Source organism: Planktothrix prolifica NIVA-CYA 540 (assembly GCF_963864145.1).
GTDB lineage: Bacteria > Cyanobacteriota > Cyanobacteriia > Cyanobacteriales > Microcoleaceae > Planktothrix > Planktothrix agardhii.
Genome location: NZ_CAWLTW010000001.1, coordinates 965,168 through 984,995, shown reverse-complemented (window position 1 = coordinate 984,995; position 19,828 = coordinate 965,168). Strand labels below are relative to the sequence as shown.

Genomic DNA, 19,828 nt, shown 5'->3' with positions numbered 1-19,828 from the left:
ACTACTTACCACCGACGATATTAGCTGGGGCGATGCTTAACAAACCACCGGGCTTGCCAGGAACCGCTCCTTTGACTAACAGGAGGTTACGTTCAGGATCGATACGCACAACGATTAATTTGCGTGTGGTCACTTGGCTGGCTCCATAATGTCCGGCCATGCGTTTTCCAGGGTAAACACGGCCAGGAGTGGTTCCAGGGCCGATCGAACCGGGTTGACGATGGTTTTTGGAACCGTGGGCCATGGGGCCTCGTTTGAAGTTATGCCGTTTTTGATAACCTGAGAAGCCACGACCCATACTGGTTCCACTGACATCCACCAGTTGTCCCGGTGTGAAAATGTCAGCTTTGAGTTGTTGGCCTAATTCAAAAGATTCGGGTTCGCTGACCCGATATTCTTTCAGGTGACGTACACAGGTGCCGCCGGATTTGGCTAAATGTCCTTGTTCCGCATTGCTGAGATACTTATTGACCTCTTTGTCGGGAGTTTTTTTTGTATTAAGCTTGCGTTTGTTATCAGGAACTTCACCGTATCCTAGTTGGATAGCTGTGTAGCCGTCGGTTTGTTTGGTTTTAATCTGGGTCACGATGCAAGGCCCAGCTTGAATGACGGTGACAGGAATAGCTTTCCCGCTTTCCGCTTCAAAGATTTGGGTCATACCGACCTTTGTGCCGAGGATACCTACAGACACTTAAACTAGCCTCTCTTTTCTAAGCATTACAAATAAGATTCGGATCGACTTTAAGGAAGAATCCGCTTGCAACAGATGAACAAGACATTTGCTAAAATGGCTTGTAGATGTTTAAACACGCCAAAATCATCTCCTACCGTTTAAGCAGGATAAACCCTGGGGAATTTAGAACAGTTTCAGGCTATTAACAAGTTCTAAGCTGTTTGCAAATCGAGGATTGCCCTCAATAATGCACTTATGTCGCCCGGACTTGAGCAGCAAGCTACTCAGTATCCTTTGCTGATGTATCTCAAACCCTTTGCAGATCTCTTGGCTCGCGCCGAATTTGTTTAGAGTTTAAGGTCAGTCGGTTGCTGTTTCCTTGCGGATTCGGCTTAACTGCTCTACTCCTAACTCCTGACTTCTTTGGGGTGAACACCGTTAACGCGATGTCCTCACAGCCTCTGAAATTTGGTATTTTAGAAGCTAACAGTATTTGACCGATTAGCGACAATTTTTAATTGTAGGGTAATTTTAACAATCTGTCAATAACCCATTGGGATTCTGATCAAAATTGTGTCAAAATATCTCAAGCAGAGATTCAGCAAGATGCAGTTAAGAGGTTAATCACCAAGTTATGGCACTGATTACAACAGGAAGCAAGCTGATTAGAGATTTGGAAACATACAAGGCATTAGGAATGTATGTTCCCCTGGAAGGGGGGTTTGAAGGACGGTATCGTCGTCGGTTGCGGGCGAATGGATATACAACCTATAACCTATCTGCACGGGGTTTAGGAGATTTATCGGCTTATTTAACCGGGGTGCATGGGGTTCGTCCTGCTCATTTAGGTAAAAAAAGCAGTGGGAATGAAGCGGCTGTTGGGGATGTTTATTATGTTCCTCCGATTTTAAATACCCAGTTAGAGCAACTTCCACCCAAATCGAAAGGTTTAGTGCTGTGGATTATTGAAGGTCATATTTTGTCGAGTCAAGAGATAACGTTTCTGACTCAGCTACCCCAACAAGAACCTCGGGTCAAATTGGTGGTGGAAATGGGTGGAGCGCGAGTCGTCCAATGGACACCGCTCAAGGATGTAAATGTTGCGGCTTGAACACTGTTATTAATTTTGAGGTTGATTTTAAGCCGAATGAGTTGGGTATTTACCCAACTTAATTTTTTTAACAAAAACCATGTGATTAATCAATTAAAAAATGATTCTAAAACGCTGATTCTTGTGTCACCATAGAAAGTGTGAACAATTATGATTCTCCTTTAACAGCTTTACAACAAGGTAACTGGTTCAAACTCATTTGCGGAGCCAGTTATCAACATTTGCCTGCGATCCGAAATTTAACCTTAGCCTACACCTTAGCCGGGGCGGACTGTATTGATGTGGCGGCTGACCCGGCGGTGATTACAGTGGCTCAGGAAGCCTTAAACCGGGCTGAATTTCTCGGTGAACAGGCCCAAACCCTGGGATTTGGCTATCGCTATCGTCCGTGGTTAATGGTGAGCTTGAATGATGGTGAAGATCCGCATTTTCGGAAGGCGCAGTTTGAGGCGACCGTTTGTCCTGAAAGTTGTTGGCGACCCTGTGAAACGGTTTGTCCTACGGGAGCGATCGCATTTTCCCCCCTAAAATCTGGTGTCATAGATGAACTATGCTATGGCTGCGGACGCTGTATTCCAATCTGTCCAGTGGATTTGATTGATGCTCGGTCTTATGTTTTTCGCCCGGATGAGATTGCTCCTCTGGTATTACAAACTGGGATAGATGCCTTAGAAATTCATACTCAAGTGGGACGAGAGAAAGACTTTCAACGACTCTGGAATAGTATCCAACCCTATTTGGAAAAACTCAAACTGGTGGCAATTAGCTGCCCGGATGGGGAGGGGGTAGTCAACTATCTGAAAACCTTATCTGAAATGATCCTACCCCTGAATTGTCCCTTAATTTGGCAAACCGATGGCCGACCGATGAGTGGGGATATTGGGGCGGGGACAACCTTGGCAAGTGTGAAACTGTGCCAAAAAATTTTGGCGGCAAATTTACCTGGATATGTACAGCTTGCGGGTGGCACAAACGATTATACTGTAGCCAAGCTCAAATCCCTTGGGCTTTTACGGTCAACAGTTATAGATGATCCTGTGCTTAACTCCGTTTTTCCAAATCCTGATCAACAAACTCAGACCATCGGTGAAAAACAGTTAAGGTCAGTTAATTATGGTCATCGGGTGGCGGGTGTTGGATATGGTAGCTATGCCCGTGTTCTGTTGTCACCCCTGTTGGAACAGTTGGAATCCCGATCCACGACCGAACCTCAAAGGGATAGTTTTCAACGGCAGGAAACCTTCATTGAAGGATCTCAACCTTTGAGTCAGAAGAAGACGCTTTCTTCCGTCGAGACGCGCCCTAGCCTATCTGTACTGGAAGCTAACCCGGAGTTGCTCTGGCAAGTGGTCGGTAAAGCCTCAACCCTTGTCTCCCAGATTAAATCAGTTATCGGCGATCATTAATCAGTTATCGGTGAATACAATAAAAAGTTTTGCTGATAAAAAATTCATAAATGACTGCTGAAATCATGACTGATTCATCATTGATAACTGATAGCTATTTACTGATAAATGATAAGAGTATGCAAATTACAGACGACCTGAACAAATTACTCTCCATTGTTCCTGATGAGATTCGGCAGAATTTGCAACAGCATCCCCAACGAGATAGTCTGATTGAGATTGTGATGGATTTGGGGCGTCTTCCAGAGGCTCGTTTTCCCTCCAAAGCCGAATATCTCTCGACTATCCCTGTCTCCTTGGACGATCTGGAACATTGTATTGTGCAGATTGGGGAATTTAGCGGGGATAACCGGGCTGGGATTGAGCAAACTTTACATCGAATTAGCGCAATTCGCAACCGGACGGGAAAGGTGATTGGTTTAACCTGTCGGGTGGGTCGAGCCATCTTTGGTAAGATTGGCATGATTCGAGATTTGGTGGAAACGGGTCAATCGCTCCTTTTGCTGGGTCGTCCAGGAGTGGGAAAAACCACGGCATTGCGAGAAATTACCCGTGTGTTAGCGGATGAACTGGAAAAACGAGTAGTCATTATTGATACCTCTAACGAAATTGCTGGGGATGGAGATATCCCCCATCCTGCCATTGGCCGGGCGCGTCGGATGCAGGTGGCTCGTCCTGAACTGCAACATCAAGTCATGATTGAGGCGGTGGAGAACCATATGCCAGAGGTGATTGTGATTGATGAAATTGGCACAGAACTGGAGGCTTTAGCGGCGCGAACCATTGCCGAACGGGGGGTACAGTTGATTGGTACAGCCCACGGTAATCGGATTGAAAACTTGATGAAAAACCCCACCCTTGCCGATTTGATTGGGGGAATTCAAGCGGTGACTTTAGGGGATGAGGAAGCTCGACGTCGGGGTTCTCAAAAGACGGTATTGGAGCGTAAAGCCCCTCCGACCTTTGATGTGGCGGTGGAAATGTTGGAACAGCAACGGTGGGTTGTACATGAATCTGTAGCGACTACGATTGATCATCTGTTACGCGGAATGCAGCCGATTTTGCAAATCAGAACTATGAATGATGCGGGTGAAGTTGAAGTTTTTGAAGAACGATATACTCCCGTTAACCCCATTACCAGTCCTGGACGCTCAACGATGAAATCCCGGGAACCTGCGGCTACAATGCCTGTTGTTCGGGGGTTGCGAGGTTCAGGGAAAATGATGCCTTTACCTGTGGAAAATACGGCGTCAGAATCTCAATATTTTGAACAACTACTAGAACAGTCTTTTTCTGGGGTTATCCCTGGTGTTCCCGATGAGGAATTTACCTTAATTCATAAACTAGGGGAAGGTTCACCGTTAAGTATTTATCCCTATGGGGTTCCTCGTCATCAAATTGAACAGGTGATCCAAATGTTGTCTTTACCTGTGATTTTGACTAAGGATATTGATAGTGCGGATGTGGTGTTGGCGTTGCGATCGCATATTAGAAATCAATCCAAAATCCGCCATGTTGCTAAAACTCGTCAAGTTCCGATTCATACGATAAAATCACCGAACAACCCTCAAATTGCCCGTGCCCTGCGACGTCTGTTACAAATGGAAGATCCCAGTACCCCAGAAATTGCGGATTTGAATTTGTTTGTGGCCAGTGGTTCTTCTGATGAAATCGAAGCCTTGGAAGAGGCTCGTTTAGCGGTGGAACAAATTGTGATTCCTAAAGGACAACCTGTGGAATTACTGCCTCGGTCTTCCCAAGTCAGAAAAATGCAGCATGAATTAGTAGAACATTATCGTCTGAAATCCAATAGTTTTGGGGAAGAACCAAACCGTCGTTTAAGAATTTATCCCGCCTAAACTCAGTCATCAGTCATCAGTCATCAGTCATCAGTTAACAGTTATTAGTTGGCAGTTATTAGTTGGCAGTTATTAGTTAATAACTGATAACTCTTGAACGGATAACTGATGACTGTTAACCGATGACTGATTTTGATTAACTCTTAAACTGATAACTGATGACTGTTAACTGATAACTGATTATTATATGGAACCAGCACTAATCGAACTTTTTATTAAGCTGATTACAAGTCAAACCGGGTTATTTATTCGTTTGCAGGACTACGGTGTACTGGCTGAAAAAATAAAGATCAGAGTTAAATCTTTAAAACTGCCTCATCCTCAATTTTATTTAGATTTATTAAGTACCGATAGTTCCCAAAGTCGAGAGGAATGGAAACAATTAATTCCTTTAATTACAACCATTGAAAGTTATTTTTTTAGAGATCAAGGTCAAATTAATCTCTTACGAACTGTAGTTTTACCAGATTTAATTGCATCGCGGCAAGACACCAAAAGTTTAACTCTTTGGAGTGCGGGTTGTTCGACGGGGGAAGAACCCTATACCCTGTCTATTTTACTTCAACAGTTAATCCCAGACTGGGGAAGTTGGAATCTTCAGATTCTAGGAACTGATGTGAATGAGGAAGCCTTAAAAAAAGCCAATCAAGGCTTATACACCGCTTGGTCTTTCCGTATGGTTGACTTAGAACTGAGAAATAGATACTTTATGCGACAAGGAGAAGATTGGAAAATCAATTCGTTGACTCAGAATTCTGTTAAATTTTTTAATTTGAATTTAGTTAAAGATTCCTATTGTCATCCTAATTATAACCCGATTCAAGATGTGGATTTAATTATTTGTCGGAATGTTTTTGTTTATTTTGAAAAAGACTATATTAATCAAGTAATTTATAAGTTTTTTAATGTTTTAAAACCAAGAGGTTATTTAATTACAGGTCATGCTGAATTACAAGGTATAGAAAATATTGGAAAATTTCAAGCAAAAATTTATCCTGAATCCATGATTTATCAACGACCTATTGATTTATGGAAAGAACCCTTGACTATTAACACTAAATCAATTATTGATATAGATAATCGTTGGAATAATCTATTATATTCTTCTCGGAAATATCAGGAGCCATACCCTAAAACCAACCAGGTTGAGAATCATCAAGCTGAAAATTTAAAGTTATCTCAAAAAAGCCTAGAAGAAGCAAAAAGATATTTTAAAAATAAACAGTATTCAGCCGCCATTCAAAAAACTGAACAATTTCTTCAAACTTATAACTATTATGTAAAAAATCTGGATTTGACCATCACAGAAAAAAAAGAAAGAAATGAAAATCGCCACCTAAAATCCGAAACTAAATTTGATGCTTATTATTTATTGGCACAAGCATGGGCAAATCTAGGACAATATGAACAAGCTATATCTTACTGTAAAAAAGCGATTGAAATAGATTCTTTATCTATATTACCTTATTATTTACTGTTGCATATCGCTCAAGAACAGGAGGATTTAGTTGGAGCAAAGTTATTATCCAAAAGAATTATTTATCTGCTTCCCTCCTCCATTCCAGCCTATCTGGAACTCGCATCGATTTATGAACGGGAAGGAGATCATACCCGATCAGCTAAAATGTATGGTAACGCTTTAGCTCTCCTCAAATCCTTACCTCCGACCATGGGGATTGAACATTTGGAAGGAGTTACGGCTCAAGATTTAATTGTTTTTTTAGAAAATAAACATTTAGCTATTGACTGTTGACTATTGGCCGTTTACTGTTTACTGATAACTGTTTACTGATAACTGAATTATGGCTTATTTAATTTTTACACTGAAGTCGATGTGTTATGCAATTATGGCTTCTGTAGTTGAAGAAATTTTTTTCCTGCCCGAATTAACACCAATTCCCGCCGCCCCTGCTGATTTAGTGGGTTTAATTAATCTGCGGGGAGAGTTACTTCCCATTATTGATTTAACTATTCGATTAGGGTATCCTGAGCCGAATTATACTGTATCAGATAGCGTAATTATTTTAAGATTTAATAACATTAGATTAGGAATTATTGTCACTCAAGTTTCTGAAGTGAAAATGATTACTAGCGATGCCATTAAAACTGAATTAGCTTATAAATTTCAACAGGAATTTAATCAGGTTCACCCTTCCTATTATCTTCAAGGTGTGGCTCAAGTTGATGAACATTTGGTCATGATTTTAAATCCAGAAACCCTGATTCAATATATTAGTCACTCTCTCCCAGATTTTAATTTAGAGAGAATAAATCTCGAAAATCATCAACCCCATCTCCAAGGAGAGTCCTCCAAACAACACACCTACCAGAAAGTACAAAATTATATTTTCTCTCCCGATGCAACCCCAGAAGAACGCATAATTTTTCAAGAACGAGCTAAAAATTTAAGATGTTCCATTGATAACCAAGATTTTACTGGGTTAGTTGCTTTAGCTGTGATCAGTTTAAATGGAGAATATTTTGGGGTTAACCTAGAAATTATCCGAGAATTTACAGACATTCATAATATTACACCGATTCCTTGTACTCCTCCCCATATTGTTGGAAATATGAATTTACGCGGGGAAATATTAACTTTAGTGAATATTCGGAGCCTCGTGAATTTACCTTTACAAGCCTCTCAAGTATTATCTAAGGCTATGATTGTTAAAATTAATGATATTGTTGCCGGAATCATTGTAGAAGCAATTTTTGATGTAATATACTTAAAAGAATCCGAGATTAAAACTATTCCTACCGCGGTTCATCTCAAACAGGATGAATACTTACAGGGGACAGCTTTTTATCAAGACAAAATGATGAGCATTCTGAATGTGGCAAAAATTATGACTCAAGGAGAATTATTTGTTGATCAAGAGGTTTAATCCCAGGTAAGATAGATTTCATGAATTTTGTAATCAACCATCAAAAATTATATGTTTAACAATTTCAAATTAAGAGAGAGGTTACTCTTAGGATATAGCATACCCGTGTTTTTATTTATGGGATTAACCGCATTGGTTTATAGCAATATTAATCAAGTATCTAATACTTTCAAAGAGGCAGAAAGGGTTCAAGAGGTAATTTTAAAAGTCAATGTTATGGAACGTGGTGCTCAAGGGATGGTTCGGAGTTTAAGGGGATATTTAGCTCTAAAAAATCAAGATTTTTTAACGGAATATAATTCCGGTTTAGTTCTTTATCGGGAAGCGGCTAAAACATTGGAATCCTTGGTTTATCGTCCAGAGCAAAAACAACGGTTACAAAAACTTGATAACTTAGTGAATGAATATGATCAAATGGCACAACAAGTTTTTATCCTAGCAAATCGAGGAAAATTATCTGAAGCCATTGAAAAAGCTCGCACTGCAACTCAATATGTGATCGATTTTGATCGAATTAGCGATGAATTTTCGACAACAGAAGCTAGTCTTTTAACTCAGGAAACAACTAAAGCAAAAGAATCATTGAACGGATTATTAACAACGCTCGTGTTTGGAGCCTTGCTAATTTTGGTGACGGTGATTATTATTGCCCTATTAATTGCGGTTAATATTGGTGGAACCATTCATCAAGCCACACAAGTTATCGCCACTTCTTCCACCGAAATTGCTGCTACCCTTGCAGAACAAGAACGAACAGCAAATCAACAAGCGAGTTCTGTTCATGAAACTACAATAACTATGGATGAATTGAGTGCTTCCTCTGGGTCAACGGCGGAACAAGCCGAGTCAGCTACATATCAAGCTAGACAGGTTTTAGGATTAACAGAAGGGGGAAAACAAGCGGTCAATAGTACCTTAGAAGGGATGGAAAATCTTCAACAAAAAGTTGAAGTGATTGCCCAACAAATTATTCGTTTAAGTGAACAAACAAACCAAATTGGGAATATTTCTGAATTGGTCAGTGATTTAGCAAATCAAACCAATATGTTAGCTCTGAATGCTGCTGTGGAAGCAGTTAGAGCCGGAGAACATGGCAAAGGATTTGCAGTTGTCGCCACGGAAATCAGAAAATTAGCGGATGAAAGTAAAAAATCTGCCTTCAGAATTAATACCCTGGTTGCTGATATTTTAACTTCAATTAATTCAACGGTAATGGCAACGGAAGAAGGGACAAAAACTGTTATATCTAATGCAGAACTCACCCGGGAAACCGCAGATACTTTTGCTGTGGTTGCGGAAGCGGTGAATAATGTGGTCTTGAATAATCAGCAAATTTCCCTTAATGTTAAGCAACAAGCGATCGCCATTGGACAGGTTTTAGAGGCGATGAATGTTTTAAGTCAGGGGGTTGGAGAAACCGCTAATGGATTAAATCAAGCTAAAATAGGAATGGAAAAATTGAATGAAGTCGCGTTAAATCTAAACTCAATTGTTTAATATAGTAATATCACCGGAATATGTTAAAAATCAATGGTTTAAGGTACTGGATTATTGCGGGTTATTTAATTCCAATTTTGCTTTCTTTATTAGTAGCTGGAATTGTATCCTCCAATGTCGAAAAAGTTCGGAGAACAACCCTAGAAGTCCAAACATCCGGTGATGCTATGCAAGCTATTAATAACTTGGCTTTAGCCACGAAAGACTTAACGATTGCTGCCCAGGGATATATTTTAGTTAAAAATCCTCAGTCCCGTGAGTTGTATAAAACTTCTGAATCTCTTTATCGAGAAGCATTGGTAGATGTGAAAACACTGATTACCAATCGTGAAGTGATTCAAGATTTAGATAGTTTAACTGGATCGGTAGACCAATTAGAACAATACTATTCGGCATTATTCAAATTAATTAATGATAATAAAGTTGACCAAGCCCTAGAGATTTGGAAGCAAGGAAAAGGTACGGAATTATCAACAACGGTTTTAGAGAAAACTCAAAAATTTATCGCCTTGGAAACTCAACAAGTAGAGGCGTACCATCAACGGCAAAATGATGCTTTAGATCACCTGATTAATACGGTTTGGATCGGAACAGGAGCAACTATATTTTGTTCAATTTTATTGGGAATTAGCCTCATTACTCTCATCTTCAAGCGAATTAATCAAGAAGCATCCCAAATTTTGCAAGCCTCCCAAGAATTAGTTAATATTATGGAATCTCAAGAACGAGTCACTGTTCAGCAAGCAAGTTCAGTGAATGAAACTACAGCTAGTATGGATGAATTGGGTGCATCAAGTCGCCAATCTGCCGAACAAGCATCAACAGCCGCCACCGGAGCTAATCAAGTTTTACTCTTAGCGGGTGGTTATCAAAAATCATCTGTTGAAACGGGTAATAGTTTCAGTTTGAAAATAAAAATGGAACAATTACAACAGCAAATTATGCGTTTAAGTGAACATTTAGGAAAAATTTATAGTATTACAAATGTGGTCACGGATTTGGCAAGTCAAACAAATATGTTAGCCTTAAATGCTTCTGTAGAAGCTGCTAGAGCCGGAGACAGTGGGAAGGGATTTGGGGTGGTGGCATCTGAAATTCGTAAACTAGCAGATCAAAGTCGTAAATCAGCCGAAAAAATTAGTTCAATTGTTACGGATATTCAAACGGCGACTAATTTAACTATTAGGGTGACAGAGGAGGGCTCGAAATCCGTTGAAGATATTGTTCATGCAATTAATGATGTCGCTATTAATTTGCAGCAAATTTCCCTAAATACCCAACAACAATCTATTGCGGTTGAACAAGTTGTTGATGCCATGAATAACTTAAATTTTGTTTCCACAGAAATGGCGACCAGCATTAACCAAACCAAACAGGGAGTTCAAAAGTTAAATGAAACCGCCAAAAATCTGCAAACTCTGGTTTAATCGTTCAAAATTGAATTACATTGACAGGATCAAAGACTTATGATGATTGAAGATGATGAACTACGGGAAGTTTTTAAAACTGCTAGTGAAGAACATTTGCAGAATTTAGATGAAGGATTATTATATCTGGAAAAAAATCCCAATGATGCGGCAAAAATAGAAGAATTATTGCGAGAAGCCCATAGCCTGAAAGGAGATGCGGGAATGTTAGGGGTCAAAGATGTTGCCACCTTATCCCATCAAATTGAACATTTATTAGGGGGGTTGAAACGTCAGGAAACCACCCTCACGGCTGATTTAGTGGATCGAATTTCCTATGGGATTGATGCGATTCGTCAGTTAGTTTATGCTGCGGTTACCGGAGAACCCTGTGAGATTAATGCTTTTCATAGTTTAGCCTATCTGATGGGGGCTAAACCCGAAACACCGACGGATGCAATTTCAGCTATACCGACGGTGAATTCTGAACCGCCTCCCCCTGATGTAGTAGAGTTTGAAAGTCAAGAGGAACCGAGCGAAATCGAGGAGCCGATTATTGACTCAGTTCCTTTGCCCGATGTCGCACCGGATGAAACCCCTATTCCAGTAATGACCGTGGCTGAACCGATGAATGCTACGATGCCTCCAGTAACGGCCAGTCGCGACTCTACTTATAAAATTGAAACCATTCGAGTCCCGACTCGTAATTTAGATGGGTTAATGATTCAAACGGGAGAATTAACGGTAACAAAAATTCGGATTGCCCATCGGTTAAATGAAATTGAAGACCTGGTGAGTTTATGGGAAGAATGGAGTCGAGATGCCTTTGTGAATCGGTTTGTGGTTCATGACTTAGAAAATAACCTCAATCGTTATAGTTCTGAAAAGGGAACAATCGGGCAACTGCAAAATTATTATCATCGTAGTACGGAACGTTTAGAACAGTTGGGATCTTTAATTAATCAACTTAGAAATACTTTTTCTGAAGATATTGCCCGTTTAGATATTATTAGTGATGAACTTGAAGATGGGATCAGAACCTTACGTTTATTACCCCTATCAACTATTTTTAATTTGTTTCCTCGCATGGTACGGGATTTAGCGCGGCAGCAGAGAAAAGAAATTGAATTAGTGATTTCTGGTGGAGAAACCCGTGCGGATAAACGGATTTTAGAAGAAATGAAAGATCCTTTGATGCACATTTTAAGAAATGCGATTGATCATGGGATTGAAACTCCAGAAGAACGGCAAAAATTAGGTAAGCCAGCGATCGCAAAAATTGAGTTACGCGGTTATCAAACGGCGACCCATATTGTGTTAGAAGTTTGTGATGATGGTTGGGGATTAGATATCGAAAAAATCAAACAAACTGCTTTAAAACGGGGAATTTGTCAACCGGAAGAATTATTGGGAATGACTCCACAACAAATTCATAGTTTAATTTTTGCTCCTGGTTTTACCACCCGAACAGTCGTCACCGAAGTATCGGGACGGGGTGTGGGAATGGATGTGGTACGAACCAATGTAGAACGTTTAAAAGGCATTATTCAAGTCGAATCTTCCCCAAGAAAGGGTAGTGTATTTCGGATTCAATTGGGAACTACCTTAGCAACAGCCCATGTTTTAATTGTATCGGTTCAGGAGATTTCCTATGCCATTCCTGTCGAATTTGTCCAAATGACACGACTGGTTCAGGCTAATGAAATTTTTGCGATTGAAGGCCGAGAAACGATTGTTTTTGAAGACCAACCGATTTCCGTAGCTCAACTAGCTGATTTATTGGAAATTCGGTGGACTTCTTCTCAGTTTGAACCGGAATCTACAATTTCTCAAGAGTCCAAATCTCGTTTTTCCCTTTCCCCATCCTTGATCCAAAAAAATCCCAGTTCTCCCACAATGGATGTGGCTTCACCCTGCATTATTCTAAAAGTGGGAGAAGAAAAATTAGGATTGTTTGTTGATGCTTTAGTTGATGAGCAGGATGTGGTCTTAAAACCCCAAAGCCAACTATTAAAACGGGTCAGAAATGTGGCGGGAGCCACGATTTTAGGAACGGGGGAAGTCTGTATTATTTTAAGTCCTCAAGACTTAATTAAATCCATTCGTAAACAAGCGGGTGTGATCAGTTCCCCCATCGTCCGATCTGCTTTAAAGGTTCAGGATAATTCCTCTGTTAAACCGGTGATTTTATTAGTAGAAGATTCAATCACCACTCGGACTCAAGAAAAACGAATTTTAGAAGCCGCGGGTTATGAAGTTGTGACGGCGGTGGATGGATTAGATGGGTTTAATAAACTCGGCACTCGTTCCTTTGATGCGGTGGTTTCTGATATCCAGATGCCTAATTTGGATGGGTTAAGTTTAGTCACTAAAATTCGACAAAATCGGGACTATAGTGAACTACCGATTATTCTAGTGACTTCTCTAGCTTCCGATGAAGATAAACGCAAAGGTGCAGAAGTTGGGGCAAATGCCTATATTACTAAAGCGTCTTTCAATCAAGAAGTTTTGATCGAAACTCTAAAAAGATTAGTATGATTAGGAATATCTATCTAATCAGTGACTAACTGTAAAATGCCAATTCGAGTTGTCCTAGTTGAAGATTCGGCTGTTGCTTTGATTATTCTCAAACGAATTTTATCAACATCGACCGAGATAATTGTTGTAGGAACGGCTCGAACCGGTAAGGAAGCATTGATATTGGTGCCCACTGTCCAACCGGATGTGATTTGTACGGATTTTCATATGCCCCAAATGAACGGACTGGAATTTATCCAAGAAGTCATGGTGATTTATCCCCGTCCGATTTTGGTGATCAGTGCTTCGGTTCAATCCGATGATACTCAAAATGTTTTTCAACTGTTAAATGCTGGGGCCGTTGATGTGTTTCCTAAACCGACAACGGGTTTAGCCTCGGATTATGAATTGATCGGACGGGAATTAATTCAAAAAATTAAAGTGCTTGCGGGCGTCAAAGTTTTTACTAAACATCGTAAATCCCAACCCAACGTTAGTAATAACCATTTATCGATCACCTCACCTCCACTGATCAGTAAAACTCTTTTATCCTCACCCCATTCCAAAGTTGTAGGTGAACCCTCAAGATTTTTCGGTGCATCTTCTCAAACAATTAAAATTCTGGGGATTGGTGCTTCTACGGGTGGCCCCCAAGCTTTACATACAATTTTGACACAATTTCCCAGTAATTTTCCCGTTCCTATTGTTTGTGTTCAGCATATTAGCGAAGGATTTTTGCCCGGGTTAGTCAGTTGGTTAAATGGGGAATGCAATTTATCTATTAAAATCGCCATGGTCGGTGAACTTCCCCAGGCGGGCTCGGTTTATTTTGCCCCAGACGGATACCATTTAGAATTTAGCCATACGGGTCGTTTTTCCTATTCAAATGCACCCCCACTGGCGGGTCATCGTCCGGCGGTGACAGCTACTTTAAAGTCTGTTGCTGACTGTTATGGAGCCAGTGCTGCGGGGGTTTTGTTAACCGGAATGGGCCGGGATGGGGCTGATGGAATGAAGGCTATTTTCGATCAGGGTGGGTTAACGATTGCCCAAAATCATGATAGTTGTGTAGTCTTTGGAATGCCCGCAGAAGCGATCGCTTTAGGGGCTGCCCAACACATTCTATCGGTGAATGATATTGCTCCTTTTATTCTTAATCGGGTGAAGGGGTTAATCTAAGATTAATGTATTTTTGAATAAAGGACTATTAAAATGAAGTTTAAGTTAAATTTAAAACCGGAAGTTAATTGTCAGGATAGACTTTTAAACCTAAGCAAAGTTTTGGGTTTAATTGGAGGACTGTCTTTAGTTAATTTTCCGGCTTTGGCACAAATTAATCTTGCTACTTTGACTGATATTATTGGTAATAATAATCAAGTATTTATTGAAAATCAAGTGGCTGAAGTCACGGAAAAAGCGACATTAGGACAGGAAATTAGAACCGAACAAGCCCGCGCTCAAATTGATTTTAATACGGGTGCTAATGGCAGAATGGCAGAAAATTCTAAGATTACGGTTGGTCAATGTGCGGAAATCCAAGCAGGGGTTTTCATTGCTTCTGGCCCTGCTAATGGTTGTATCTTAGGATTTGCCACGGGAGTTCAAGGTACAACTTATGTGTTAAATGTTGATAAAAATAACCAAACCAATGTTACAACCGGGACAATTCAGGTTTTAGAAGGTAAAATTAAATTATTATCAAAAAATGATCTAAATAATCCTAACCCGCTCACAATTGAAGCCGGACAAAAAGTTTCCAGTTTAACCCCTGATTTAACCTTGTCTCAAATTTCTATTGAAAAAATGACGAAACAAGAATATGAGATGATCATTACAGGGCCATTATTCCAAGGGTTTAAAACTCCCCTGCTCCATCAAGATAAAATTAACGATGTTTGTAAAGTTCTCTATGGTAATTGTCGCCCCGTAGGAGGGGAGAAACCCGTGCGAGGATTATGGTAAGAATCAGTAGAGACGTGCCATGGCACGTCTCTACAATTAATCTAGTTCTTGTTCTAAAACATTGGCGATCGCTTGTCTGGCTGTTTCGTTAAATTCTCGAATATTTACACGATTTAATAATACAATTGCTAGAATCATGCCAACAGCTTGTACGGCAAAAACCGAACCATAAGCGAGGAAAGGAACCTGAAAGATCGCCCGTCCTAAATCTAAAATTGCCCCCCCTAAAACCGTTGCTAATCCCCGCGCCATAGCCTGTGCTAAACCCCAGGCTCCAATAAAGGTTCCGGCAGTTTCAGCTAAGGTTAAATCTAACATTAAATTAATCGCTCCTGCTGTCAAAATCCCCGAATTTAAACCAAACAATAATAACGCTCCTTTCAACAATCCAGCATTAGCATAAAAACCTGCTATTATAAAAAATAATAAACAAATTGCGACTCCAATACAGCCGATTTTGACGGTATTTTTTTTACCGATCCGGGGAATAATTAAAAATCCGGTTGTAGCAATTCCGATTAAAGTTCCGATGCCAAAAAACGCATTTAATTTGGTGGTTTCCGAGACACACATTCCAAACACTTCACCGCCATAGGGTTCTAATACAGCATCCTGCATAAATAAACTAATAGTCATCACCAATAAAAAGCTAAAAAATAATCCTGTTTGTCGGCTGGCGGTGAGAACTTTAAGGGCGCGACTAAAGGTAATTTGATCTTCCCTTTCAACTATCTTTGAGCGCAATTTGTAGCGAGAAAATTTGCGTTCAATACCAATTGTTGCCAGAAAAGATAAACCGATTACTATTAATGGGATAACAATAAATAACAGATTAACAGAGGTTTGTAATTGGGGTAAATTTGTAGTTGTTGATGTGGCGATGGGATTATCAACTAAAAGATCTGCACCACAGAGTTCGGGACGATGGAGAATTTTAGAACTAATAATTGCTCCAATTACAATTCCCACCATCAACATTGACCAAACAATACTGACTAATTTAGAGCGATTATTTTCATCGGAAATATCAAATAATAGGGCCGTAAAGGGGGTGGAACTTGCACTTAAAGCTAAACCATATCCAGCAAAAATTAATGCTAATAAACCCGCCCACAAATAGGCAATTCCATTGAATCCATTGCTTTGAATACTAGCACCTAATGGCCAAACTATTTGTAGGGCTACAAATGCCATACTGGTAAATAAAATTAACCCAATCCAAACATAGCTACTGCGATGATATCCCCATAACGGTTTAGCATCGGACATCTGACCAAACCATACCCTAGCCGGGGAAACAAATTGGTGCATAGCGATCGCTCCCGCCGCTACCAATGCTGGAACTTTTAACTCATCAATCATAATCCGATTAATCACCCCCAGGGTCAACAAAGACATAATCCCTAACCCCATTTGAAACAGACCTAACCGAAACATGGTTAATATGTTAATCGAGGGTAAGGGTTGCCCATTCGGGGGATCGGTCGATGGCAATTTATCCGAGGAATCACTATTTTTCATGGAATGTGAATTGGTACAACAAAAGGGGAAAACTAATCTTTGACAATTCCGATTAAAGTTTAGACAAAACTCTAATCTAAGATTATAATAGAATTTGCTCAGAAAAAACGGGTTGTATTTACTCCATAAAAGTTACTAAAAATATCATTAAAAAATGACTCATAAAACAGAAAAAGCACTGTTTCTTATCGGTGGATTAAGCAATGATGATCTACACTGGGTTGTCCATAAAGCAAAGGTAGAAACAATCCCCCCCGGAGAAAGGCTAATTTATGAAAGCCGCCCAATTAATGCGTTATATTTTGTATTAAGTGGATTATTAAGTGTGGTGATCGGTACAAATGAAGATCGAGAATTAGCCCAAATTACAAAGGGGGAAGTGGTGGGAGAAATTTCTTTTATTGATAGTCGGCCTCCTTTGGCAACGGTTAAAGCCATAGAAACGACTCAGGTTTTAGCAATTTCTCGATTTGAACTTAATAGTAAAATACACAGTGATGCTAAATTTGCTGCCCGATTTTATCAAGGTTTATCCCTGTGTTTAGCTAGTCGGATGCGAGGAACAATTCGGCGTTTAGGTTACGAAGATCTGATGGAATATGAACCAGAACCCGATGAATTAAGTTCACAAACACAGGAATTTCTAGCCTTGGCTCAAGCGAAGTTTAACTGGTTAGTTCAAAGTTTGAAATAAAGGGAATAGAAATTACTAATTTAATTTGATACAGAGGCGATTAGTGATTCTCTGTCACCATAATCCACTTCCAAAGCGGATGACTGGGCCCCTGTTTCAATATTTTAAAAATCTGCTGTTCTAAACGTTTTTGATAGGCGGGAGAAACCCCGAATAAAATGTTACGACTATGCCAAACTAATGTGGCTGTTGTTGTACCGAGACACAACCCTAAACCAAGGGCTGCAAAACGGTTATAAGCTAAACCATAGCGAACCGCAGACCAAGTAAAATAGTTTTGCAAAAGGGCAATTTCTTCCCGCAATCCCCACAAACTCAATGGTGCAACTATTACCCACAAAAGTCCAATTACCACCCATCGGCTGTAAACGGTAATTTGGTGCATTTTTTGGACTTGACGCTTAAAATTTGCATCATCCGGTGACGGGTTTAATTCCATTACTATCTCCCTTTTTTTAACTAAAAATAACTGTGTTTTTTAATTAGGACAATTTTAAATTTGGCTATTTTTAGGTATTAAATTGTTGAGCATAAAATTGAGCATAGCGATCGCCTTTTTCTAAGAGTTCTTGATGGGTTCCTGATTCCACAATTTTACCCTGTTCTAATACTAAAATCCGAGTTGCCCGTCTGACTGTGGCTAAACGGTGGGCAATAATAAACACCGTTCGATCCTGCATTAATCGTTCTAAGGCTTCTTGAACTAGGGCTTCTGACTCGGAATCTAAGGCGGATGTGGCTTCATCTAAGATTAAGATTCTAGGGTCTAATAATACGGCCCTGGCGATCGCAATTCTTTGTCGTTGTCCCCCCGATAAATTAACGCCACGTTCCCCAACAAGGGTTTGATATCCATTAGGAAACTCCATAATAAAGGCATGGGCATTAGCAATTTTAGCTGCATTTTCTACGTCATTTAATTCATAATAGGATTGACCAAAGGCAATATTTTGGGCAATAGTTCCTGAGAATAAAGTAATATCTTGGGGGACAATTCCAATTTGTCGCCGTAGGCTTTTTAAGGTGACATCCTGAATATCAATATCATCAATTTTAATTGTTCCTGATTGACGATCATAAAATCGGGGTAACAGGGTAACTAAGGTGGTTTTTCCCGCTCCTGACGGCCCCACTAAGGCCACCATTTCCCCCGATTTAACTAATAGGTTCAAATTTTCTAAAACGGGTTTATTATCTTCCTGGCTTTGGGAAAAATCGGTTTTAGGATAGGTAAAACTAACGTTAGCATATTCAACTTTTCCGGTGACATGGGGTAGAATAAAAGCATGGGGTTTTTCCACAACCGTCGGTTGTACATCTAACAGTTCAAAAATGCGATCGCACGAAGCCTGACCCTGTTTAAAATCACTATAATTACTGGTAGTTAATGATATGGGATCGATTAATAATGCCACCGCCGCCACATAACTAATAAATCCGCCCCCAGTTAAATTCCCTTGGGAAATTTGCCATCCCCCCAAAAAGAATAATAAAATTACACTCATAGCTTCTAAAAAGCCAACAACCACAAATTGTAAAGCCTTAATTTGTTCAGCTAAATATTTAGCTTTGCGGTTTTGTTCGGCTTCTAAACTAAAGCGATTAATTTCATACTCCTCGGCGGCAAATGCCTGGACTAAGCGAATACCACTAAAGACTTCTGTTAATAAAGAGGCTAAATTAGAAACTCGGTTTTGACTATGGCGAGTAAAAGTTAATAATTTTTCGCCAAACCAACCAATTAATACCGCCATAAATGGGGCTATAATTAAAGTAGCTAAAGTTAATTGCCAGTTAAGATAAATCATATATCCCAAAACTACAATTAATTGCAGGATACAGGGAATAAATTGATGGAAAAATTTATTAATTACTTCCCCAATTCTATCAATATCTTCTGTAAGACGATAGGCGAGATCTCCAGTTTTGGCAGTTTCAAAATACCCAATATTTAGTTGTTGTAAATGACGATATACCTTTTTTCTTAATTCCAAAACAATCGTTAAAGCCGCTTTTGCCATCAGGGTATCCTGACCGTATTGTACCGTTCCTCGGACAAGGAAAACCACCGCCGCCACCCCCGCTAATTGAGCAATAGCGTTCACATCTCCCCTACCAATATAACCCGCCATTTGTCCGGCTAACCAGGCTAATAACGGCCAAAATACGGTAAATGCAACCGTACAAACCAAGGCTTTAGTAATAGTTTGTCCTTGGGTACGAATATAGGGAATTAATTTTTTGTAACTAGAGGGTTGTTTTTGTTTCAAGTTGCGATCGCCAAAATACTTTTTTTA

15 protein-coding genes are annotated in these 19,828 nt (G+C 39.9%); 11 read left to right on the top strand and 4 right to left on the bottom strand.

Annotation, left to right across the window (positions count from 1 at the left end; genetic code table 11):
* Position 1 precedes the first annotated feature (1 nt).
* The gene (gene rplC, locus AC559H_RS04510) at positions 2-691 is read right to left on the bottom strand and encodes a 50S ribosomal protein L3 (protein ID WP_026786905.1); all 690 of its coding nucleotides are present in this window, start codon (positions 689-691) and stop codon (positions 2-4) included.
* Positions 692-1,307: 616 nt separating this feature from the next.
* On the opposite strand from rplC, the gene AC559H_RS04505 reads away from it, so the two are divergent.
* The 10 genes from AC559H_RS04505 to AC559H_RS04460 all read left to right on the top strand — a co-directional run bounded on the left by AC559H_RS04505 (position 1,308) and on the right by AC559H_RS04460 (position 15,316).
* The gene (locus AC559H_RS04505) at positions 1,308-1,784 is read left to right on the top strand and encodes an NAD(P)H-quinone oxidoreductase subunit N (RefSeq protein WP_026786906.1); all 477 of its coding nucleotides are present in this window, start codon (positions 1,308-1,310) and stop codon (positions 1,782-1,784) included.
* A 140-nt stretch (positions 1,785-1,924) separates the two neighbouring features.
* On the top strand, positions 1,925-3,190 hold the full coding sequence (gene ldpA / locus AC559H_RS04500) for a circadian clock protein LdpA (protein ID WP_026793857.1): 1,266 nt from the start codon (positions 1,925-1,927) through the stop codon (positions 3,188-3,190).
* 119 nt (positions 3,191-3,309) lie between these two features.
* Positions 3,310-5,049 carry a R3H domain-containing nucleic acid-binding protein gene (locus tag AC559H_RS04495; protein WP_026786908.1) on the top strand — a complete coding sequence of 580 codons (1,740 nt, stop codon included), beginning with the start codon at positions 3,310-3,312 and terminating at the stop codon, positions 5,047-5,049.
* A 187-nt stretch (positions 5,050-5,236) separates the two neighbouring features.
* The gene (locus tag AC559H_RS04490; RefSeq protein ID WP_026793856.1) at positions 5,237-6,802 is read left to right on the top strand and encodes a CheR family methyltransferase; all 1,566 of its coding nucleotides are present in this window, start codon (positions 5,237-5,239) and stop codon (positions 6,800-6,802) included.
* 49 nt (positions 6,803-6,851) lie between these two features.
* Complete coding sequence (locus AC559H_RS04485; RefSeq protein ID WP_026793855.1) at positions 6,852-7,934, top strand: chemotaxis protein CheW; 1,083 nt, start codon at positions 6,852-6,854, stop codon at positions 7,932-7,934.
* Positions 7,935-7,985: 51 nt separating this feature from the next.
* On the top strand, positions 7,986-9,431 hold the full coding sequence (locus AC559H_RS04480; RefSeq protein WP_026793854.1) for a methyl-accepting chemotaxis protein: 1,446 nt from the start codon (positions 7,986-7,988) through the stop codon (positions 9,429-9,431).
* 20 nt (positions 9,432-9,451) lie between these two features.
* Positions 9,452-10,858, top strand: coding sequence for a methyl-accepting chemotaxis protein (locus AC559H_RS04475; protein WP_026793853.1), 1,407 nt, complete (start codon positions 9,452-9,454; stop codon positions 10,856-10,858).
* Between the two features lie 42 nt (positions 10,859-10,900).
* The gene (locus AC559H_RS04470; protein WP_026793852.1) at positions 10,901-13,375 is read left to right on the top strand and encodes a hybrid sensor histidine kinase/response regulator; all 2,475 of its coding nucleotides are present in this window, start codon (positions 10,901-10,903) and stop codon (positions 13,373-13,375) included.
* Positions 13,376-13,411: 36 nt separating this feature from the next.
* A complete protein-coding gene (cheB, locus tag AC559H_RS04465) occupies positions 13,412-14,533 on the top strand; it encodes a chemotaxis-specific protein-glutamate methyltransferase CheB (protein WP_026793851.1) in 1,122 nt (373 codons plus the stop codon).
* Positions 14,534-14,566: 33 nt separating this feature from the next.
* The gene (locus tag AC559H_RS04460; protein ID WP_043938697.1) at positions 14,567-15,316 is read left to right on the top strand and encodes a hypothetical protein; all 750 of its coding nucleotides are present in this window, start codon (positions 14,567-14,569) and stop codon (positions 15,314-15,316) included.
* A gap of 36 nt (positions 15,317-15,352) precedes the next feature.
* Here the strand turns inward: AC559H_RS04460 and AC559H_RS04455 are convergent, their stop codons facing one another.
* The gene (locus AC559H_RS04455) at positions 15,353-16,837 is read right to left on the bottom strand and encodes a BCD family MFS transporter (RefSeq protein WP_026793850.1); all 1,485 of its coding nucleotides are present in this window, start codon (positions 16,835-16,837) and stop codon (positions 15,353-15,355) included.
* Between the two features lie 154 nt (positions 16,838-16,991).
* Between AC559H_RS04455 and AC559H_RS04450 the strand changes: the two genes are divergently transcribed.
* Positions 16,992-17,531, top strand: coding sequence for a cyclic nucleotide-binding domain-containing protein (locus AC559H_RS04450; RefSeq protein WP_026786916.1), 540 nt, complete (start codon positions 16,992-16,994; stop codon positions 17,529-17,531).
* Between the two features lie 40 nt (positions 17,532-17,571).
* On the opposite strand, the gene AC559H_RS04445 is transcribed toward AC559H_RS04450, so the two are convergent.
* A complete protein-coding gene (locus tag AC559H_RS04445; protein WP_026793849.1) occupies positions 17,572-17,970 on the bottom strand; it encodes a hypothetical protein in 399 nt (132 codons plus the stop codon).
* 70 nt (positions 17,971-18,040) lie between these two features.
* Positions 18,041-19,801 carry an ABC transporter ATP-binding protein gene (locus AC559H_RS04440; RefSeq protein ID WP_026793848.1) on the bottom strand — a complete coding sequence of 587 codons (1,761 nt, stop codon included), beginning with the start codon at positions 19,799-19,801 and terminating at the stop codon, positions 18,041-18,043.
* Between the last annotated feature and the right edge of the window lie 27 nt (positions 19,802-19,828).